The organism is Pseudomonas sp. Irchel s3a18, assembly GCF_900187535.1.
Taxonomy (GTDB): domain Bacteria; phylum Pseudomonadota; class Gammaproteobacteria; order Pseudomonadales; family Pseudomonadaceae; genus Aquipseudomonas.
Map to the genome: position 1 here is coordinate 112,416 of NZ_FYDV01000002.1, position 20,785 is coordinate 133,200.

Here is a 20,785-nt window from a genome sequence, read left to right on the forward strand (position 1 = left end):
ACGCTTACCTCGCGAGCATTGCGCCCAAGCGAAAGAAAAGCTGGAGTGCGCAAGGCCGACATCAAAGTGTCATCCAGCGCACCTAAATTGGCTCAGGTATTGCTGACCTAGACCAACCCAACCGCAAACGTTCGATAAAACGCAGCGTTGAATACGCCCAAAGGAGCTTTCGATGAAACAGCTTTTCCTGGCATCACTGTTAGGCTCGACCATTGCCATGTGCACCGCCGCCATGGCCGCTGATACCGATCTGAAAACCCTGGAAGCCGCTGCGCGCGCGGAAGGCGCCGTGAACAGCGTCGGCATGCCCGATGACTGGGCCAACTGGAAAGGCACCTGGGCAGACCTGGCCAAGACCTACGGCCTCAAACACATCGACACCGACATGAGTTCGGCTCAGGAAATCGCCAAGTTCGCCGCCGAAAAAGACAACGCCAGCGCCGACATCGGCGACGTCGGTGCGGCGTTTGGTCCGATCGCGGTCAAGCAAGGCGTGGTGCAGCCATACAAGCCAAGCACCTGGGATCAGGTTCCGGCCTGGGCCAAGGATAAGGACGGCAATTGGGCACTGGCCTACACCGGCACCATCGCGTTCATCGTCAACAAGAAGCTGCTGCACGGTTCCGAAGCACCCACAAAATGGGCTGACCTCAAGACGGGTAAATACAAGGTATCCATCGGTGACGTGAGCACCGCCGCGCAAGCGGCCAACGGCGTGCTGGCCGCCGCCATTTCCAAAGGCGGTAACGAGAAGAACATTCAACCGGCGCTGGAGCTCTTCGCCGATATCGCCAAGCAAGGTCGCCTGTCGATGGCCAACCCGACGATTGCCACCATGGAAAAGGGTGAGATCGAAGTCGGCGTGGTCTGGGACTTCAACGGCCTGAGCTACAAGGCCAAGATGGCCAATCCGGATGATTATGTGGTGCTGATCCCGTCCGATGGCTCGGTGATTTCCGGCTACACCACCATCATCAACAAGTACGCGAAGAACCCGAACGCCGCCAAACTGGCCCGCGAATACATCTTCAGCGACGCCGGCCAGATCAACCTGGCCAAAGGCAACGCCCGTCCGATTCGCGCCGAGCACATCAAACTGCCGGAAGACGTGAAAGCCAAGCTGCTGCCTAACGAGCAGTACAAAAACGTGACCCCGATCAAAGACGCAGATGCATGGGAAAAGACCTCCAAGGCTCTCCCTCAGATGTGGCAGGAAGAAGTCATTATCAACATGCAGTAATGCTGTATCTGCAGGAGCTGCCGCAGGCTGCGGCAGTTCCTGCGACGATTTGATCCAGTTTCGTTTTCGGAGTCATCGCCCCTATGAAGCATAACGTCATCCTTGTCGTGCTCGACGGCCTCAACTACGAGGTTGCCCGACACGCCATGGGGCACTTGCAGGCCTACATCGGCGCAGGACGCGCGGCACTCTATAAACTGGAGTGCGAACTGCCTTCCCTGTCCCGACCGCTTTACGAATGTATCCTCACCGGCGTGCCACCGATCGAGAGCGGCATCGTCCACAACAACATCTCGCGCCTGTCCAATCAGCGCAGCATCTATCACTACGCCACCGAGGCCGGCCTCACGACTGCGGCGGCGGCTTATCACTGGGTCAGTGAGCTGTACAACCGCTCGCCGTTCGTGGCGGCACGGGACCGACACACCGACGACACGGCGTTGCCGATCCAGCACGGTCACTTCTACTGGAACGATCACTACCCCGACTCGCACCTGTTCGCCGATGCCGAACACCTGCGTCTGCGCCATGCACCCAATTTCATGCTGGTGCACCCGATGAACATCGACGATGCCGGGCACAAGCACGGCCTCGATACCCCGCAATACCGTAACAGCGCCCGCTCGGCCGACATCATCCTGGCCGACTACCTGCAAGGCTGGCTCGACGCCGGCTACCAGGTACTGGTGACCGCCGACCACGGCATGAACAACGACCGCTCCCACAACGGCCTGCTCGCCGAGGAGCGGGAAGTGCCGCTGTTCGTCCTTGGCGATGCCTTCAGTCTCGATGCCGGCGCCGCACCCAGACAGACCGACATCTGCGGCACCGTCTGCGAACTGCTGGGTGTGGACCACGACAAACCTGTGTGCAGGGAGCTGCTCAAGTGAACTCCATGACTCGCGGCAAATGGCTGGCCGCCCTGTGCCTGGTGCCCTTTGCCCTGTTCTTTTTCGTGTTCCAGATCGCCCCGCTGGGCTGGGTCATGATCAACAGCCTGCAATCGGAAGAGTTCGGCTGGGGCCTGGCCAACTTCCACAGGATCTTCAACTCGAAGTTCTACCTGCAGGCCATCCAGTACAGCCTCGAGATCAGCTTCTGGTCCAGCGTGTTCGGCATCTTCATTGCAATCCTGGGCAGCTACTCGCTGCGCCGGGTCGACTCGAAACTGCGCAACTTCGTCAATGCCTTTGCCAACATGACCAGCAACTTTGCCGGTGTGCCCCTGGCCTTTGCCTTCATCATCCTACTGGGCTTCAACGGCAGTATTACCATCATGCTCAAGCAGGCCGGGATCATCCAGGACTTCAACCTGTATTCCAAAACCGGGCTGATCATTCTCTACACCTACTTCCAGATTCCTCTGGGCGTCCTGCTGCTGTACCCGGCATTCGACGCCCTGCGCGAAGACTGGCGTGAATCGGCGGCGCTGCTGGGCGCCAGCAGCTGGCAATTCTGGCGGCACATTGGCCTGCCGGTGCTGACCCCGGCCCTGCTCGGGACCTTCGTGATCCTGCTGGCCAATGCCCTGGGTGCCTACGCCACTGTCTATGCCCTGACCACCGGCAACTTCAACGTGCTGACGATCCGCATCGCGGCAATGGTCTCGGGTGACATCTCCCTGGACCCGAACATGGCCAGTGCCCTGGCGGTCGTGCTGGTGAGCCTGATGACCCTGGTGACCGTGGTCCATCAGTTGCTGTTGAAGAGGAGCTACCATGTCTCGCGTTGAATCCGGCTCTGTCGCCGTGTACCACCGCGTGGTGGTTTACCTGCTGTTTGCCATTCTGCTGCTGCCACTGGCCGGCACCCTGATCTACTCGATCGCCAGCAGTTGGTCGGCGACTGTCCTGCCCAGCGGCTTTACCTTCAAGTGGTACATCCAGCTGTGGAGCGACCCGCGCTTTCTCGCGGCCTTCGGTCAATCGCTGCTGGTGTGCGTGGGGGCGCTGATACTCTCCGTGGTGCTGATTCTGCCGCTGCTGTTCGTGGTGCATTACCACTTTCCGAAACTCGACGCGCTGATGAACATCCTGATCCTGCTGCCCTTTGCCGTGCCGCCAGTGGTGTCTTCGGTGGGGCTGTTGCAGCTCTATGGCTCGGGGCCGTTCGCGATGGTCGGTACGCCGTGGATTCTGGTGGGGTGCTACTTCACCGTGGCCTTGCCATTCATGTACCGGGCGATCACCAACAACCTGCAAGCGATCAACCTGCACGACCTGATGGACGCCGCCCAGCTGCTGGGCGCCAGTACCTGGCAGGCGGCGTTCCTGGTGGTGCTGCCGAACCTGCGCAAAGGCCTGATGGTGGCACTGCTGCTGTCGTTCTCGTTTCTGTTCGGCGAGTTCGTGTTCGCCAACATCCTCGTCGGCACTCGCTACGAAACCCTGCAGGTCTACCTCAACAACATGCGTAACAGCAGCGGTCACTTCACCAGCGCGCTGGTGATCTCCTACTTCTTCTTTGTGCTGGTTCTGACCTGGGCTGCCAATATCTTGAACAAGGACAAAAGCCAATGAGCTTCGTCAGCGTCCAACACCTGCAAAAAAGCTACGCCGGCACCGCCGTGTTCAGCGACATCAACTGCGAAATCCAGAAAGGCGAATTCGTCACCCTGCTCGGTCCGTCCGGATGCGGCAAATCCACCCTGCTGCGCTGCATCGCCGGGCTGACCGAGGTAGACGGTGGCCAGATCCTGCTTGAGGGCCAGGACCTGGTGCCCCTCAGCCCTCAGAAGCGCGGGATCGGCATGGTGTTCCAGAGCTATGCGCTGTTCCCCAACATGACCGTGGAGCAGAACGTCGCCTTCGGTTTGCGCATGCAAAAGGTCAACGCCGACGACAGTCGCAAGCGCGTACTGGAAGTGCTGCAACTGGTGGAACTGACCGACTTCGCCGCGCGCTACCCCCATCAACTGTCCGGGGGGCAATGCCAGCGCGTGGCCCTTGCCCGTTCACTGGTCACCCGCCCGCGCCTGTTGCTGCTCGATGAGCCGTTGTCGGCGCTGGATGCGCGAATCCGCAAACACCTGCGCGAGCAGATTCGGCAGATCCAGCGCGAACTGGGGCTGACCACCATCTTCGTCACACACGATCAGGAAGAAGCCCTGACCATGTCTGACCGGATTTTCCTGATGAACCAGGGAAAGATCGTACAGAGCGGCGATGCCGAGACGCTCTACACCGCACCCGTCGATGCGTTCGCGGCCGGCTTCATTGGCAACTACAACCTGCTCGACGCCGCCAGCGCCAGCCAACTGCTGCAACGGCCCATCAACAGCCGCATCGCGATTCGCCCGGAAGCCATCGAGCTGAGCCTCGATGGCCAGCCGGATGCGTTGATCCGCAGCCACAGCCTGCTGGGCAATGTGATTCGCTATCGGATCGAAGCGCGCGGTGTGGAACTGGTGGTGGATGTGCTTAACCGCTCGGCGGCTGACCTGCATGCCGACGGTCAACGCCTGGCACTTTCCATCGATCCCACTGCCCTGTGTGAGGTAGCTTAAGAGCAGTTGCAAGCTTCAAGCTGTAAGCTGCAAGTCTAAACTGCCGACTACCTCTATCCACCTTGCAGCTTGAAGCTTGCCGCTTGAAGCTGTTCTCAAGAGAGAACCCCACTGATGGCCCTGGCAATTTTTGATCTGGACGAAACCCTTATCCATGGCGACTGCGCTACCCTCTGGAGTGAACAGATGGGCCGTCTGGGCTGGGTCGACCCTGAGTCGTTCATGCGCCAGAACAACGCGCTGATGGACGCCTACAGTCACGGCAAGCTGCGAATGGAGGAGTACATGACGTTCAGCCTGGAACCCTTGATCGGCCGGACACCGGAAGAAGTCCGGCACCTGGTCGAGCCCTGGGTGGAGGACTTCATCGAGCCCATCATCTTCAGCGAGGCCACCAGGACCATTGCCGCCCACCGCAAGGCCGACGACCGGATCCTGGTCATCTCCGCCTCGGGCACCCACCTGGTCGGGCCGATTGCCGAGCGCCTGGGTATCGACGAAATTCTCGGCATCGAGCTGGAGGTCCGGCAAGGGGCCTACAGCGGCCAGACCGTCGGCACCCTGACCTACCGCGAAGGCAAAATCACGCGCCTGCTGGAGTGGCTGGACGCCGAAGAGGAAAACCTTGAAGGCGCGAGCTTTTATTCGGACTCACGCAACGACCTGCCGTTGCTGCTCAAGGTCGACCATCCCCATGCGGTCAACCCGGATCCGGTACTGCGCGAACATGCCGAAAAGGCCGGCTGGCCGATCCATCTCTGGAAGTAGGAGCAAGATTTGCCCGCGATGATCGTTCCCACGCGAGCATGGGAACGATCGCCAGTGTCGTCAGGCCAGACTCTCGTCAATCACCAGCACCAGCTTGCCCGATACCTGGTTGCTCGCCAGCTCGGCAAACGCCGCTTCGGCGTCCTGGATCGGGAAGGCCCTGACCAGTTGCGGGCTCAGGCGCTCTTCGGTGAACAGTGGCCAGACATGCACGCTCAGATCGCTGAGCAGATCAGCCTTGAACTGATCGTCACGATTGCGCAAGGTCGAACCCACTAGCTGGATCCGCTTGGCCAGTACTTGCGCCAGGTCCAGCCGGGTCTCTCGACCGCCCATCAATCCGATCAACACCCAACGCCCATCACGCGCCAATACCTTCAGGTTCAACTCGGCATAGTTGGCCCCCACCGGGTCGAGAATCACATCGAAGGGTCCCAGCTCGCTCAAGCCTTCCAGGCCATCGGTGCGCACGACGCCACCTTGCGCACCCAGCGCCTGGCAGTAGGCCAGGCGGTCGGTGGAACCGACACTGACCCAGCACGGGTTGCCAAACGCCTTGCACAGCTGAATGGCGGCTGAACCAACACCACTTGCCCCGGCATGCAACAACACCTTTTCACCCGGCTTGAGTGCCGCCAGCTGAAACAGGTTCAACCAGGCCGTGCTATACACCTCGGGCAAGGCTGCCGCTTCGGTCAGCGACAAGCCCTCTGGCACTGGCAATACGTGGCGAGCGTCGACCACCACCTCTTCAGCCATCCCGCCGCCGGCCAGTAACGCACACACGCGATCACCGACCTGCCAGGAAGATCCCGGGCCGACCTCGCTGATCACCCCGGAACACTCCAGCCCCAACACCTGGCTGGCCCCGGGAGGCGCAGGGTAGAGCCCGGCCCTCTGCAGCAAGTCCGCCCGATTCAAGCCCGCAGCCGCCACACGAATGCGAACCTGCCCCACATCACAGACCGGTGTCGGCGCTTCAACCCACGCCACATGTCCGTCAACGCCTTGCAATGCCTTCACAGTGCCTCCATAGTGAGTCTGGACTGAGCCCGGTGCTATAGCGCCGGGTTTTTTGCATTATGCGACCGGTTCTTGTGGAACCGGCGACTTCAAAGACGGCCTAATATGCGTTATCAATTGTCCCCGCGTCGAATCGGCATGAAGCATTTGTTCTCCAGCACCGCACTCGCTCTCTTCATTGGCCTGGGCAGCTTGTCGCTCGCGCCCGATACGTTCGCAGCCAATAGTTGGGACAAGCTTCAGCCCGGTCGTGACGAGGTGATTGCCAGCCTGAACGTCGTCGAGTTGCTCAAGCGCCATCATTACAGCAAGCCGCCCCTGGATGACGCCCGTTCGCTGATCATCTATGACAGCTACCTGAAGCTGCTGGATCCGTCGCGCAGCTACTTCATGGCCAGCGATATCGCCGAATTCGACAAATGGAAAACCCAGTTTGACGACTTCCTCAAAAGCGGCGACCTGAACGCCGGGTTCACGATCTACAAGCGTTATCTGGACCGCGTCAAAGCGCGTCTGGAATTCGCCCTGGTCGAGCTGAACAAAGGCGTCGACAAGATCGACTTCACCCCCAAGGAAACCTTGCTGATCGATCGCAAGGACGCTCCGTGGCTCACCTCCACTGCCGAGCTCGACGACCTGTGGCGCAAACGCGTCAAGGACGAAGTGCTGCGCATGAAAATCGCCGGCAAGGACTCGAAACAGATTCAGGAAACCCTGACCAAGCGCTACAAGAACCAGCTGTCGCGTCTGGGGCAGACTCGCGCGGAAGACATCTTCCAGGCGTACATCAACACGTTCGCCATGTCCTACGACCCGCACACCAACTATCTGTCACCGGATAACGCGGAAAACTTCGACATCAACATGAGCCTGTCCCTCGAAGGCATCGGCGCCGTGTTGCAGAGTGACAACGATCAGGTAAAAGTCGTGCGCCTGGTACCGGCAGGTCCGGCCGACAAGACCAAGATGGTCGCCCCGGCCGACAAGATCATCGGCGTTGCCCAGGGCAACAAAGAGATGGTCGACGTGGTCGGCTGGCGCCTGGACGAAGTGGTCAAGCTGATCCGCGGGCCTAAAGGGACCGTGGTGCGCCTGGAAGTGATTCCGGCCAGCAACGCACCGAACGACCAGACCAGCAAGATCGTGCCGATCACCCGCGAAGCGGTGAAGCTCGAAGACCAGGCGGTGAAGAAGTCCGTGCTGAACCTCAAGCAAGACGGCAAGGACTACAAGCTGGGCGTCATCGAGATCCCGGCCTTCTACCTGGACTTCAAGGCGTTCCGTGCCGGTGATCCGGACTACAAGAGCACCACCCGCGACGTCAAGAAACTGCTGACCGAACTGCAAAAGGACAAAGTCGACGGTGTCGTCATCGACCTGCGCAACAACGGTGGTGGTTCCCTGCAGGAAGCCACCGAGCTGACCAGCCTGTTCATCGACAAGGGCCCGACCGTGCTGGTCCGCAATGCCGATGGCCGGGTCGACGTGCTGGAAGACGAAAACCCCGGCGCCTTCTACAAAGGCCCGCTGGTGTTGCTGGTCAACCGTCTGTCTGCGTCCGCCTCGGAGATTTTTGCCGGCGCCATGCAGGATTACCACCGCGCGATGATCATCGGCGGCCAGACCTTCGGCAAAGGCACCGTGCAGACCATTCAGCCGCTGAACCATGGTGAACTGAAACTGACCCTGGCCAAGTTCTACCGGGTTTCCGGCCAGAGTACCCAGCATCAGGGCGTACTGCCGGACATCGACTACCCGTCGCTGATCGACACCAAGGAAATCGGTGAAAGCGCCCTGCCCGAAGCGATGCCGTGGGACACCATTCGGCCTGCGATCAAGCCTGCCGTCGATCCGTTCAAACCCTTCCTCGCCCAGCTCAAGGCCGAGCATGATGCGCGCACGAACAAGGACGCAGAGTTCGTGTTCATCCGCGACAAACTGGCACTGGCCCAGAAGCTGATGGCGGAAAAAACCGTCAGCCTCAACGAAGCCGAGCGCCGGGCTCAGCACGCCGACATCGAGGCCAAACAGCTGGCGATGGAAAACCTGCGTCGCAAGGCCAAGGGTGAAGCGCCGCTCAAAGAGCTGAAGAAAGAAGACGAAGACGCCATCGCCGCCGAGCCAGACAAGACCAAGCCGGAAGACGACGCCTACCTCAGCGAAACCGGGCGGATTCTCCTGGATTACTTGAAGCTGAACACGGCGGTCGCCAGCGCCAAGAAGTGATAGCAATTTAATGTTGACGCTCCCCCCCTGGAGCGTCATCAAACAGTCATCAATCTGTCGTGAAATACAGGACCGGGTCCGCCTTCCAACACAGGGCGGACCCGGTCCTTTTTTTATCGCCAGAGATTGCCATGACCACCACCGAACAGCTGAGTGCCTTGAGTTCAATTCTGGCTCAAGGGGCCTTGCACAGTCTGTTCCAACCCATCGTTTCGCTCTCTGAACGACGCATTCTCGGTTACGAGGCCCTCAGCCGAGGCCCTTCCAACAACCCCCTGCACTCCCCGCTCGCCCTGTTCTCCGTGGCCCGCCAGGCCGGGCGCCTCAGCGAACTGGAGATCGCCTGCCGGCACAGCGCCTGCCGCCGCTTCAGCGAGCAGCGGTTGCCAGGCAAGCTGTTTCTCAACGTCTCCCCCGAATCCCTGCTCGAAACCGGCCATCAACCCGGCAGAACCCTGCAAATGCTCCAGGACCTCGGCATCCCGCCGAGCCAGGTGGTCATCGAACTGACTGAACAAACACCGACCGATGATTTCCAGCTGCTGCAAAACGCGTTGCATCACTATCGGGCGATGGGGTTTTCGATTGCCCTCGATGACCTGGGAGCCGGCTATTCCAGCCTGCGGCTGTGGTCGGAATTACGTCCGGAGTATGTGAAGATCGACCGGCATTTCATCGACGGCATTCACCTGGACGCCCTCAAGCGCGAGTTCGTCGGCTCGATCCTGCAAATCGCCAAAGCCTCGCGGGCCCAGGTGATTGCCGAAGGTATCGAACTGCCGGAAGAACTCGCGGTGCTGAGCGAAATGGGCATCGATCTGGTTCAGGGTTACCTGTTGTGCCGGCCGCAGGAACATCCGCCACAGGAAGCCCGCAACATGCTGCCCAGGCACGACAGCAGCGCTGTGGCGCTCAACGATGAACTGCGCGACCTCAGCGCCTTGCTCAACGAGCAACCTGCCGTGCGCCACGATACGCCGACGGCCAACGTGCTCGAAGCCTTTCGCCGCCAAGCCAACCTGAACTCGCTGGCGGTGCTCGACGAGCGGAGCCAACCCTGCGGCATCGTTCACCGTCATTCACTCTCGGACGCACTGCTCAAGCCGTTTGCCACCGATCTGTTCGCTCGTAAACCCATCAGCCGCCTGATGAACGATGACTTCCTCGCCGTGGAGCTCAGCCAGTCGCTGCAACAGGTCAGCCGCCTGATCACCAGCCGCGCTCGCCAGCGCATCGAAGAGGACTTCATCATCACCCTCACTGGTCGCTACCTGGGGCTGGGACGGGTGATCGACGTGCTTAAACTGATTACCGAACTGAAGATCCAGCAGGCCCGATACGCCAACCCGCTGACCCTGCTACCGGGCAATGTGCCCATCCAGCAGTGCCTGACCCGGTTGCTGCAACAGCGCCGCGAGTCGGTGATCTGCTACGTCGACATCGACAGTTTCAAGCCATTCAACGATATCTATGGCTACGGCCGTGGCGACGAAGTCCTGCTCTGCCTGGCGCAATGCCTGAACGAATGTATCGATCCCGGTCGCGACTTCGTCGGCCATATCGGCGGCGATGACTTCCTGCTGGTACTGGGCCCGGAAGACTGGCAAAAACGCCTGAACCAATTGCATGACGACTTCCACAGTCAATGCCGGCGCTTCTACCGCGCCGAGCACCTGGAGGCGGGTTGCTTTATCGCCGTCAATCGCCAGGGTGTACGCCAGGAATATGCGTTGCTGTCCCTGTCCATCGGCGTCGTGCATCTGCACCCACAGGCTTGCGGACAACTCGATGCCAGCCGCTTGGCAGAGCTGGCGTCACATGCCAAGCACCACGCCAAGCATGTGCCGGGGTATAGCGTGCATGTGATTGATAGCCTGGCGAGTGCCTGAAAACCCGGGCGCCCGCAAGATCGCCAGCGCCGGCAAGGCTAGTGCGAACCAGGCTCCAGCGCCTTGAGCTTGTGCTCGGCCAGGGGATGCCCGGCTTTGGCTGCCATCCGCCACCAGCGCGCCGCCTCGGCAGCGTCCGGGGCCTTGCCCGGCGTTCCGGCCAGGCTGATCACGCCTACCTGATAGGCTGCTTTGCCATCGCCCGCCAAGGCGGCCAGGCGCAGCAAGCGCACGCCCTCCTCACGAGCACCAAGGCCGACGCCGCGAAACGTCAGGATGTGCCCATAGAAGCTCTGGGCACCGACATCTCCCAGGTTGGCCATGCGTGCGAACTGGCCTTCGAGCCAGTGCCAGCCGCGCGGCTGGCGCACAAACCACGACCAGTGAAACAACCGGCGTGCCAGCCAGTAACCGACATGCGCCTTGAGTCGTAGAAACACTCAGGCCTCCGCGGATTCAGGGTATTCGTATTCAAACACCCGAACCACTTCCGAGGCATGCCAGGATGCCGCCGCGACGCCATCGGACGGCCCGGAAAACCGTCCCAGGCGCTCGACACATTCGAAGAAACCGGTGCGCGGCAGGCGACTGGCGCCCTGGCTGATCACCAGCGAACTGCGCAGGGGCTGCTCGGCCTTGGCATCCAGAGCCGCCAGGTGTTCAAGGGCCGCAGTGAGGGTTTGCATGGCCGGCGTGGGGAGTTGCAAGCGCTCGAGCAACGCACGGTAAGTCAGCAGGTGACGCTGTCGACGGGCCTGGTCCAGCTCGCCCAATAGACCGTCCCAATGTTGACGACTGATTCGCACACTCACGATTCATCCCTCCATCCCTGCACCTTCAACTCCCAGGCCAGGCTGCGGCGGATCGCAGCGTCAGGTTGACGCTCGCCGCTTTCAATCAGGGCCAGGTAAGAAGGACTGATGCCTACCGTGCGGGCCAGCGCTTCGATCGCGATGCCCTTTGCTTCACGCAAACTGCGTAGTTGATCCAGACCGGGAAGTTCCTGGTCTGCGGAGGACACGTGACGAGCTGTTGCTTCACGTGCAGGTGATTCGCTAACGCCTGCTGCTTTCAATAACGCTTGATACTGAGCCCATGGCAACACCGCATACTCGGGCTCGCCATCACGTGCAATGATCTGAATATCCATGACTACCCCGTAGGACAACAACACTTAGCGAGTCGGCACTTTTCCTTAGAAGTGTAATCCTAACAGCCGCCAAGGTCGCGAGGGGGGATCAATCTGCAGATGAACCTGATTCGGCTCAGGTTTTTTTCGGGCCCTGCAGTTGCAGTTGCTCCGGTGTATCGGGCAACCGCTCCACCACGGCCAGCTTTTCCGGCCGCTGACGGCTGCGCCAGACACGGAAAGCATCCAGTTCATCGGCCAGGGTTTTCATCAACCAGGCGAGCACGGCGATGTCATCGAACATGCCGAACAGGGGAAGGAAATCAGGAATGGCATCAATCGGGCTGAGGAAATACATCAGCCCCGCTACCACCGCCACCAACGCCTTGGGGCTGATGGCACGGTACTCGCCACGCCAGTACGCCAGGCACAGTGCCTGCAGCAAGCGCAGGTCATCCTTGAGCTTACCCAGCCGCCAGCCTTGATTGGCGCCCTTGCGGGCCACTGCGAACAGCAGTGTCGGCAAACGTCCACGACTGATCAATCGACCGGCCAGCGGCAGAAATCGAGCGAAACTCCAGGGTGCTTTCATCATCCCTCCACTGAAATGTTATCCACACAAATTGTGGATAACCTTGTGAACAGAGCCCTATTTCACGCCTCAAAGCCCCGCTTTACAAGGGCCCCGGTCAGATCGGGCGTTTTTTACTCACATAAAAAAACCCAATATTTCATTGACTTGGCAACCTTACGGGCTATCGGCACTACTTTCAGTGCTATGACGCCAGCCCAGGGCATCCGTTCAATCGAATGCCCGGCCACCGGACACCAGATGCAACAACGCCCCGGATGAGCGGGGCGTTGTTGTCATACCAGACGCTGATTACTTCTCGGCGTCTTGCTTGGCAGGATCTTTGATCGCCAGCAGTTCCAGGTCGAATACCAGCACCGAGTTGGCCGGGATTGCCGGGCTAGGGCTTTGTGCGCCGTAGGCCAGTTCGCTAGGAATGTACAGTTTGTACTTCTCGCCGACGTGCATCAGTTGCAGGCCTTCAACCCAACCCGGGATCACGCCGCTGACCGGCAGGTCGATCGGGCTGCCACGCTCGACGGAGCTGTCGAAAACGGTGCCGTTGGTCAGGGTGCCGGTGTAGTGAACAGTCACCACGTCGGTCGGCTTCGGCTGAGCGCCATCGGCCTTCTTGACGACTTCGTACTGCAAGCCGGAAGCCGTGGTGGTCACACCGGCTTTCTTGGCATTATCTTCGAGGAATTTCTTGCCGGCGGCAGCCGACTCTTCGCTCATCTTGGCCATACGCTCTTCAGCGCGCTTTTGCAGCGCAGCGAAAGCTTCGACCAGTTCATCATCCTTGAGCTTCTGTTCTTTCTTGCCGATGGCATCTTCGATGCCTTGGGCTACAGCTTTGGAATCCAGATCATCCATACCTTCCTGTGCCAGGCTCTTGCCCATGTTCAGGCCGATACCGTAGGAAGCTTTTTGCGCCGGGGTTTTCAGCTCAACGCTGGTCTGCGAGTCACAACCCGCGAGTACCAGGCTAACCAGGGCCACCGCCGCCGCCAACCGATGCTGTTTCATGCTATTTCCTTGTTCATGCGCCTAAAGGGCAATCGAGTAAAGCCGCGAGCTTATCAGGCCGCCACGACCAATGGCTACCGGCATGAGAGCAGGAAACGTCCGATAAGTTCAGGTCTTTTAACGCGTTTTACTCAGGTGTGAGCATGAAATTTCTGTCAGCCTACCCCCATGGTTGCGGATGCCGATTCGCACGACATCTGGCGTAATGGCTACTTGCTGCTGAACTACGCCTCAGGCATAACAAAATACTTAATCGACAAGGATGTTTATCTTGCGCCTCTTATTCCGTGTGCTGTTACTGATCGCGGCCCTGCTGCTGGTCGCGCTGGCCGTGGTGCTGTACTACGTTGCCAACCCGAAACTACCGGCCTATACGCCCGCCCAGCAGGTTCATTACCTGCCGCAATGGAGCGCCGACGACCGTCAGACGTTCTATTTCACGCCCCAGGGTACCCAGGTCAAGGGCTTGCGCTACACCTGGTTCAACGCCCTTGAACTGCCGTTTTCGCAGCAACGCTTCGCCGCGCCCGAGTACCTGGCGCGCTTCGGTTTCCTGGTGGATCCGGCGCAAAAAGCCACGCCAGGCAACCCTGGAAACCTGCCGGTAGGCTTCACCCGCCATCAGAATTCCGGCAGCAAAGAAGAGTTTCTGGATATTACCTGCGCCGCCTGCCACACCGGAGAACTGCGGTTCAAAGGCCAGGCCGTACGTATCGATGGCGGTACCGCACAACATGTACTGCCCTCCAGCGTACCGACACTGCAAGGCGGCAGCTTCGGCCAAGCGCTGGTCGCCAGCCTGGCCTCTACCTACTACAACCCGTGGAAATTCGAGCGTTTCGCCCGCAATGTGCTGGGCCAGGACTACGACGCCGGGCACTCGCAACTGCGCCAGGACGTCAAGGCCTCACTGGACATCTTTCTGGGCGTCGCCTGGAACGATACCCATCGCGGTCTCTACCCGACCGAAGAAGGCCCCGGGCGCACCGACGCGTTCGGACGCATCGCCAACGCCGCCTTCGGCGACGCCATTTCCCCCGACAACTACCGCGTCGCCAACGCCCCGGTGGACTATCCACAGCTCTGGGATATCTGGACCTTCGACTGGGTGCAATGGAACGGCTCGGCCCAGCAACCGATGGCCCGCAATGTCGGTGAAGCCCTGGGGGTCGGCGCGACGCTGAACTTCTTCGATGCCAATGGCCAACCGCTCAAGGGCGACGAGCGCTACCCCTCCAGCGTCCGTGTGCGCGACTTGCACCTGATCGAAGAAACCCTGAAACGCCTCCAACCGCCCGCCTGGCCCGAAGCACTGTTTGGCAACATCGACAAGCCGCTGGCGGCCCAGGGGCGCGCACTGTTCGCCGAAAACTGCGCCGGCTGCCATGTTCCGAGCGTGGCCCAGGCCAATGGGCGACCGGAGAAGAAGCTGAAAATGCTCCCGGTCGAGGTGATTGGCACCGACCCGGGTGCGGCCAACAACATTGCCAACCACCGGTTCGACCTGCGCTCACTGCAATGGGACCCGGCGGAACTGGCCAACCTCGATGTCAAGCTGCAGCCCGCGCCCGAGGAACCGCTGGACCTGAGCCAGCTCTCGGTCGCCAAAGGCCTGGCCTACGTCACCGCTTTCGTTGAGCGCCGCGCTTATCGCGAGGCCGCTGTCACGCCCGAGGAACGTCCGACCATGGACGGTTTTGGCCTGCCCATCGGGGTGCGCGAAAAGACTGCCTACAAAGCCCGGCCCCTGGCGGGCGTATGGGCAACGGCGCCCTTCCTGCATAACGGATCGGTGCCAAGCATTTACCAGCTGCTCTCACCCCAGGATGAACGGGCGACCACCTTCTATAAAGGCACCTTCGAGTACGACCCGAAGCATCTGGGGTATCGCACGCAAGCCTTTACCAACGGTTTTGAGTTCGACACGCGAATTACCGGCAACCACAACAGCGGTCACGAATTCCGTGCCGGCGAACGCGGCAACGGGGTCATCGGACGCTTGCTGCAACCACAGGAGCGCTGGGCACTGCTGGAGTACCTGAAAGTGCTTGGTGGCCCGTTGGAGGCGCAACTGCCATGACCCTCGACTCGAACCCAAGGAGTTTTGCATGTTGATGACACTGTGGTTGCGCATGTGCGTTCTGCTGGGCAAGGCCGTGCTGTTTGTGGTGGGCCTCGGCCTGCTGGGCTGGGCCGTGGCAACCGGCTGGTCTGCCTGGCAGCACCGCGGGCCCGTGTCTGCCCAGGAACAGATACCCGCCGACGAAGCGGCAATGACCCGGGATGTCATTCAGACGGCCGTGCGCATCGTCGACTCGCACCGGGAGAACACCCGCTACTTGCGTGACGCCCATGCCAAGGCTCACGGCTGCCTGAACGCTGAAGTCCAGGTCCTGGGGGACCTGACGCCCGAACTGCGCCAAGGCGTTTTCAGCGAGGCCGGCAAGACCTGGCAAGCCACCCTGCGCCTGTCCAACGGCAGCCCATACCCGCAATTCGACAGCCTGCGCGATGCCCGTGGCATGGCGCTCAAATTGCTCGATGTGCCAGGTACGCAGTTGCTCAAGGACCGGCAAAGCCGTGGCGAACAGGATTTCGTGATGTTCAACCACCCGAACTTCTTCGTCAGCGATGTCGCCGAATACCGTCAGAACGTCGCCGCGCAGGCTGACGGCAAAAAAGTGATGGCGTTTTTCCCCGGTTGGGATCCCCGGACCTGGCAGGTTCGCCACCTGTTCATCGCCCTGGCGACACTGGCGCCCGCACCGGCCAGCCCGACCCAGACCACCTACTTTTCGGTGTCGCCCTACAAGTTCGGCAGCGCCAATGCGAAATTTCGTGTCGCGCCGGACCCGGACAGCTGCCCGGCCTACACCCTGCCTGCGCAGAATCAGGCACTGCCCAACTTCCTGCGCAGTGCACTGACCCAACAACTGTCGACGGATCGGGTCCCGGCCTGCTTTGTCCTGCAGATCCAGCGCCAGGATCCGAGCCAGTACATGCCGATCGAAGACACCAGCATTGAATGGCGCGAAAGCGATGCACCGTTCGAAACCGTGGCACGGATCAGGATTCCCGCCCAGGACTTCGACACGCCGGCGCAGAACCTGCAATGCGACAACCTGTCATTCAACCCCTGGTTCGGCCTTGAAGCCCATCGCCCGATTGGCGGCATCAACCGATTGCGCAAAGCGGTGTATGAAGCCGTCAGCGACTACCGGAACGCGCGCAACGCCGAACAATAGCGCAACCTGAAGCCGGCCTGTCCACAGTGCCGGCTTCAGCCCCATCAAGGCTCAGTAGCGCGCGTCAACCGGCTTGCCACCCTCAGGCCAGTCCTTGACCTTGTCCGGGAAGTCCGGACGTGGCTGATGCGAGAAGTACTCCGCGACGTCCACCGCCTCCTGATCGGAAAGCCCACCCTGCCCCAGCGGGAACTGCTCGTGAAAGCCCACTGGCATGTTGCGTTTGACGAACGCCGCGGCGGTATAGGTCCGCGCCATGCCCGCGCCGATATTGAATGACTCGTCGCCCCAGAGTGGCGGAAACACCCACTCTCCACTGGCACGCTTCAGGCCTTCGCCCGCTGCGCCATGGCACACCGCACATTGCTTGGCATACACCCGCTGACCGTTGTCCCGGTCGGGCTTGATCGCCGTGTCGACTTTGCCGACGCCACGCCCGGCGACCTTGTCCCCGGGCAGGGTGTTGCGCTTCATCCAGTCGAAGTAGGCAATCATCGCCTGCATGTCCGCCGACTGCACGGGAAGCGGTTGCCCGTTCATCGAACGCCGGAAGCAACCATTGATCCGGTCGGCCAGGGTGATCTGCCGGCCCGCGCGGGGCGCGTAACCCGGGAAGAATGCCGACACACCGACAAAGGGCGAGCCGTCCGCGACGGTGCCCGCGTTGAGATGGCAACTGGTGCAGTTCAGGGCATTGCCCACGTTGTCCGGCAACAGTGCCTTGGTTTGCAGGTGCAGGCGCATGCCACGCACCACCTGCTGCGCGTTGGGCGCGACCAGCATGTCGGCCAGACGAGGCGTTTCAAAGGTTGAAGAGTCGGTGACCGGCTTGAGTTGCCCGCGCATCTGTTTGACCTGCGCGGCGCTGATCGCCGAGCCGCTGTTACCCCAGCTTGCGCGCACGAAACTGAGGATTTCGGCGATTTCCTGATCAGAGAGCCGGGCAAATCCGGGCATAGTGTAGACCCGGGGATGGGTCTGGGTTTGCGCGGTTTTCCAGCCCGTCAGGGTGATGTGCAGTAACGACGCCGGGTCGGCCGAGGCTACGCTCGGATTACCCGCCAGCGGCGGGAACATCGCATTCACACCGCCACCGTCCGGACGATGACAGTCGGCACAAAACTGCGTGTAGCCCAGGCCGCCGCGGCTGCTGAACAGCGTCGCCGGAGGTTCAGCCGGGGCAAGCGGCAGGGCTTGCGGCGGCAGGTCATCTTTGCCAGCCGGCAGGGACTTGAGGTAGGTCGCGATCGCGATCAGATCGTCGTCGGTAAAATGCTGGGTGCTGTGATGGATCACCTCAGCCATGTTGCCCGACACCGTGGCAAAGCGATTCTGCCCGGTCTTGAGCAATTGCACCGTGTCGTCGACGGTCCACAGGTTACGCAAGCTGAGCGCGCGCCACTGTTCCACGGTTTCCCCGGCCAGATAGTGCTCGCCGCTGGAACCGGCATCGCTCATGGCCTTCTCCTGGAAGGCAATGCCTCGTGGCGTATGGCAAGCACCACAGTGCCCCAGCCCCTGCACCAGATAGGCGCCACGGTTCACTCGCTGATCCTTGGCCGGGTCGGGTTCGAAGGGCATGTGATCGACAAACAGCCGATTCCAGAACCACAGCCCCCAGCGTTGGTTGAACGGCCAGCTCATGTCCGCCTGTAGATTGGCTTGTTTGACGGGGGTGACCCCTTGCAACAGATAGGCATACAGGGCCCGCATGTCCGTTTCGCTCATTTTCGCGTAGGACGGATAAGGCATCGCCGGGTAAAGGTTATCGCCCGCCGGCGTGACACCTTCACGCATGGCTCGGTCAAACTGCTCGAACGTGTAGCGGCCGATTCCGGTCTCCGGGTCCGGGGTAATGTTGCTGGAATACAGCGTGCCCATCGGTGTTTTCAACTCCAGGCCACCGGCCATGACCGCGCCGCCCTTGGCGGTGTGGCAGGCAATGCAGTCGCCGAGCTGGGCGACATACTTACCCTGCTCGATCAGCGTACCTGGCTGGGTTGCCGCTGCCGAAGCCGGCTCACTGGCGTTGAGTTGATGCACAAACAACAACGACGAGACCAGCATGGCCAGTCGCGGCAAATTCAAATCCATTGAAACACCCCTTTTGGGTCTGGCGACGGGTCGTCCCGTTGGCCAGTTTCCTATTGGTTTTTATCGCCTCATCAGGCAAGAACCGGGACCTGCAGGTCCCACTTTGTTTCTATAGGAATTGGCCGGGGTGGCCGTTGACATGAATCATTGGAGAGCGTGCATGCCGGATAATCGAATGACCAGGCATGTGCAGGGATTGGGGGGAAGGCAGGAAACAGGCCGTTGCGGGGGACTCGACAGGCGGCAAGCGCTTGCATTAAGCAAACCCCAGACAGCAGAAAGCCCGCATTGAGCGGGCTTTCTGTGGTGACCTGGCGTTCAGTGTTCCAGGTTACCGAATATGGCGCAGCGGACGGGACTCGAACCCGCGACCCCCGGCGTGACAGGCCGGTATTCTAACCGACTGAACTACCGCTGCGCGTAGCGTTGAAAGTAAATGGTGGGTGATGACGGGATCGAACCGCCGACATTCTGCTTGTAAGGCAGACGCTCTCCCAGCTGAGCTAATCACCCTTTACCTTCGTTGCGGGGCACATTATGCCACAGGTTTTCATAAAGTGTTGATTTAATTGAAATATTTTTCAAAAAATCTGAAAACCGGTGAAACGATGCATCCTGCAGGAACAACAGACAGAAAAAAACCCGCGTGAGCGGGCTTTTCCGTGGTGACCTGGCGTTCAGCGTTCCAGGTTACCGAATATGGCGCAGCGGACGGGACTCGAACCCGCGACCCCCGGCGTGACAGGCCGGTATTCTAACCGACTGAACTACCGCTGCGCGTAACACTTAAAACGAATGGTGGGTGATGACGGGATCGAACCGCCGACATTCTGCTTGTAAGGCAGACGCTCTCCCAGCTGAGCTAATCACCCTTCGCTTCGGTGTGGCGCGCATTCTACGGAGCAGTCCCACCTCTGGCAAGTACTTTTTTAAATAATTTTCTCAGGCCTTCCAAAGGCTTAGCGAAGGGTTGGCCTATGACGCCGCGCGGAGAATAATGCCCCCCTTTGTATAAAGGAGAGACTCACCCCATGTGGTTCAAAAACCTGCTTATCTATCGCCTGACCCAAGATCTGCCTTTTGATGCTGAGGCGTTGGAAACTGCACTGGCCACCAAACTGGCGCGTCCATGTGCAAGCCAGGAGTTGACCACCTACGGTTTCGTCGCGCCATTCGGCAAAGGCGAAGATGCCCCACTGGTGCATGTCAGCGGCGATTTCCTGCTGATTGCCGCACGTAAGGAAGAACGCATTCTGCCAGGCAGCGTCGTACGTGACGCTGTGAAGGAAAAGGTCGAAGAGATCGAAGCCGAGCAAATGCGCAAGGTCTATAAAAAGGAGCGTGATCAGATCAAGGATGAAATCATCCAGGCCTTCCTGCCGCGCGCCTTTATCCGCCGTTCCTCGACCTTTGCGGCCATTGCGCCGAAACAGGGCCTGATCCTGGTCAACTCGGCCAGCCCGAAACGTGCCGAAGACCTGCTCTCCACCCTGCGCGAAGTGATCGGCACGCTGCCCGTGCGCCCACTGACCGTGAAGATGTCCCCGACCGCGACCATGACAGAGTGGGTCACCACCCAGAAAGCTGCGGACGACTTCTTCGTGCTGGACGAGTGCGAACTGCGCGACACCCACGAAGACGGCGGCATCGTGCGCTGCAAGCGTCAGGACCTGACCAGCGAAGAAATCCAGTTGCACCTGAGCACTGGCAAAGTGGTGACTCAGTTGTCTTTGGCCTGGCAGGACAAGCTGTCTTTCGTCCTCGACGACAAGATGGTGGTCAAGCGCCTGAAATTCGAAGACCTGTTGCAGGACCAGGCGGAACAGGACGGCGGCGATGAGGCCCTTGGCCAACTGGATGCCAGCTTCACCCTGATGATGCTGACTTTCGGCGATTTCCTCCCGGCGCTGGTTGAAGCACTGGGCGGTGAAGAGACGCCGCAAGGCATCTGAGTCGTCGATACAGACGAAGCCTGACAGGCCCCGTGCAAACGCCACCGCTTCGGTGGCGTTTGCACATAACCGGCGACAGATCGTGCGCGTAACTTGATCCCCTGGTTAATAATGGGC

Annotated in this window: 18 protein-coding genes and 4 tRNA genes; 11 read left to right on the plus strand and 11 right to left on the minus strand. The window is 60.4% G+C overall.

Translation table 11 applies throughout. The features are described 5' to 3' along the window. The first annotated feature begins 172 nt into the window (after positions 1-172). From CKW29_RS03615 to CKW29_RS03640, 6 genes are all read left to right on the plus strand, one after another. On the plus strand, positions 173-1,240 hold the full coding sequence (locus CKW29_RS03615) for an ABC transporter substrate-binding protein (protein WP_095147955.1): 1,068 nt from the start codon (positions 173-175) through the stop codon (positions 1,238-1,240). An 83-nt stretch (positions 1,241-1,323) separates the two neighbouring features. After that, positions 1,324-2,130 carry an alkaline phosphatase family protein gene (locus tag CKW29_RS03620; protein ID WP_095147956.1) on the plus strand — a complete coding sequence of 269 codons (807 nt, stop codon included), beginning with the start codon at positions 1,324-1,326 and terminating at the stop codon, positions 2,128-2,130. A 5-nt stretch (positions 2,131-2,135) separates the two neighbouring features. Then, the gene (locus CKW29_RS03625) at positions 2,136-2,972 is read left to right on the plus strand and encodes an ABC transporter permease subunit (protein WP_176465276.1); all 837 of its coding nucleotides are present in this window, start codon (positions 2,136-2,138) and stop codon (positions 2,970-2,972) included. After that, positions 2,959-3,759 carry an ABC transporter permease gene (locus tag CKW29_RS03630; protein ID WP_095143995.1) on the plus strand — a complete coding sequence of 267 codons (801 nt, stop codon included), beginning with the start codon at positions 2,959-2,961 and terminating at the stop codon, positions 3,757-3,759. The genes CKW29_RS03625 and CKW29_RS03630 overlap by 14 nt, the downstream gene beginning before the upstream one ends. Next, positions 3,756-4,745, plus strand: a complete 990-nt coding sequence (locus tag CKW29_RS03635) for an ABC transporter ATP-binding protein (RefSeq protein WP_095143996.1) — start codon at positions 3,756-3,758, stop codon at positions 4,743-4,745. Before CKW29_RS03630 ends, CKW29_RS03635 begins: the two co-directional genes overlap by 4 nt. Positions 4,746-4,859: 114 nt before the next feature. After that, positions 4,860-5,513, plus strand: coding sequence for an HAD family phosphatase (locus CKW29_RS03640; protein ID WP_095147957.1), 654 nt, complete (start codon positions 4,860-4,862; stop codon positions 5,511-5,513). Positions 5,514-5,573: 60 nt separating this feature from the next. Here the strand turns inward: CKW29_RS03640 and CKW29_RS03645 are convergent, their stop codons facing one another. Continuing rightward, the gene (locus CKW29_RS03645) at positions 5,574-6,536 is read right to left on the minus strand and encodes an NAD(P)H-quinone oxidoreductase (RefSeq protein ID WP_095143998.1); all 963 of its coding nucleotides are present in this window, start codon (positions 6,534-6,536) and stop codon (positions 5,574-5,576) included. Positions 6,537-6,674: 138 nt separating this feature from the next. On the opposite strand from CKW29_RS03645, the gene CKW29_RS03650 reads away from it, so the two are divergent. Then, positions 6,675-8,762, plus strand: coding sequence for a carboxy terminal-processing peptidase (locus CKW29_RS03650; RefSeq protein ID WP_177452390.1), 2,088 nt, complete (start codon positions 6,675-6,677; stop codon positions 8,760-8,762). Positions 8,763-8,893: 131 nt separating this feature from the next. Beyond that, positions 8,894-10,651, plus strand: a complete 1,758-nt coding sequence (locus CKW29_RS03655; protein ID WP_095147959.1) for a bifunctional diguanylate cyclase/phosphodiesterase — start codon at positions 8,894-8,896, stop codon at positions 10,649-10,651. 38 nt (positions 10,652-10,689) lie between these two features. On the opposite strand, the gene CKW29_RS03660 is transcribed toward CKW29_RS03655, so the two are convergent. The 5 genes from CKW29_RS03660 to CKW29_RS03680 all read right to left on the minus strand — a co-directional run bounded on the left by CKW29_RS03660 (position 10,690) and on the right by CKW29_RS03680 (position 13,377). Further along, positions 10,690-11,091: a sel1 repeat family protein gene (locus tag CKW29_RS03660; RefSeq protein ID WP_095144001.1), complete on the minus strand. Its 402-nt coding sequence runs from the start codon at positions 11,089-11,091 to the stop codon at positions 10,690-10,692. Further along, positions 11,092-11,463, minus strand: coding sequence for a hypothetical protein (locus CKW29_RS03665; protein ID WP_003223109.1), 372 nt, complete (start codon positions 11,461-11,463; stop codon positions 11,092-11,094). Further along, the gene (locus CKW29_RS03670; RefSeq protein WP_095144002.1) at positions 11,460-11,801 is read right to left on the minus strand and encodes a helix-turn-helix transcriptional regulator; all 342 of its coding nucleotides are present in this window, start codon (positions 11,799-11,801) and stop codon (positions 11,460-11,462) included. Before CKW29_RS03670 ends, CKW29_RS03665 begins: the two co-directional genes overlap by 4 nt. A 115-nt stretch (positions 11,802-11,916) precedes the next feature. Then, positions 11,917-12,372, minus strand: a complete 456-nt coding sequence (locus tag CKW29_RS03675) for a YkvA family protein (protein WP_095147960.1) — start codon at positions 12,370-12,372, stop codon at positions 11,917-11,919. Between the two features lie 291 nt (positions 12,373-12,663). Continuing rightward, on the minus strand, positions 12,664-13,377 hold the full coding sequence (locus tag CKW29_RS03680) for an FKBP-type peptidyl-prolyl cis-trans isomerase (RefSeq protein ID WP_095078378.1): 714 nt from the start codon (positions 13,375-13,377) through the stop codon (positions 12,664-12,666). 271 nt (positions 13,378-13,648) lie between these two features. Between CKW29_RS03680 and CKW29_RS03685 the strand changes: the two genes are divergently transcribed. Together CKW29_RS03685 and CKW29_RS03690 are read left to right on the plus strand one after the other, a co-directional pair. Further along, on the plus strand, positions 13,649-15,457 hold the full coding sequence (locus tag CKW29_RS03685) for a di-heme-cytochrome C peroxidase (RefSeq protein ID WP_095144004.1): 1,809 nt from the start codon (positions 13,649-13,651) through the stop codon (positions 15,455-15,457). Positions 15,458-15,485: 28 nt separating this feature from the next. Then, on the plus strand, positions 15,486-16,622 hold the full coding sequence (locus tag CKW29_RS03690; RefSeq protein ID WP_095144005.1) for a catalase family protein: 1,137 nt from the start codon (positions 15,486-15,488) through the stop codon (positions 16,620-16,622). 51 nt (positions 16,623-16,673) lie between these two features. Here CKW29_RS03690 and CKW29_RS03695 read toward each other — a convergent pair whose 3' ends face one another. From CKW29_RS03695 to CKW29_RS03715, 5 genes are all read right to left on the minus strand, one after another. Then, the gene (locus tag CKW29_RS03695; RefSeq protein ID WP_095144006.1) at positions 16,674-18,716 is read right to left on the minus strand and encodes a c-type cytochrome; all 2,043 of its coding nucleotides are present in this window, start codon (positions 18,714-18,716) and stop codon (positions 16,674-16,676) included. Positions 18,717-19,057: 341 nt separating this feature from the next. Then, positions 19,058-19,134: transfer RNA gene (locus CKW29_RS03700), tRNA-Asp, on the minus strand. 19 nt (positions 19,135-19,153) lie between these two features. Then, positions 19,154-19,229: transfer RNA gene (locus CKW29_RS03705), tRNA-Val, on the minus strand. 187 nt (positions 19,230-19,416) lie between these two features. Then, positions 19,417-19,493 (minus strand) — tRNA-Asp (locus CKW29_RS03710). 19 nt (positions 19,494-19,512) lie between these two features. After that, positions 19,513-19,588, minus strand: a tRNA-Val gene (locus CKW29_RS03715). Positions 19,589-19,747: 159 nt separating this feature from the next. Between CKW29_RS03715 and rdgC the strand changes: the two genes are divergently transcribed. Beyond that, the gene (gene rdgC, locus CKW29_RS03720; RefSeq protein ID WP_095147961.1) at positions 19,748-20,668 is read left to right on the plus strand and encodes a recombination-associated protein RdgC; all 921 of its coding nucleotides are present in this window, start codon (positions 19,748-19,750) and stop codon (positions 20,666-20,668) included. The last annotated feature ends 117 nt before the right edge of the window (positions 20,669-20,785 follow it).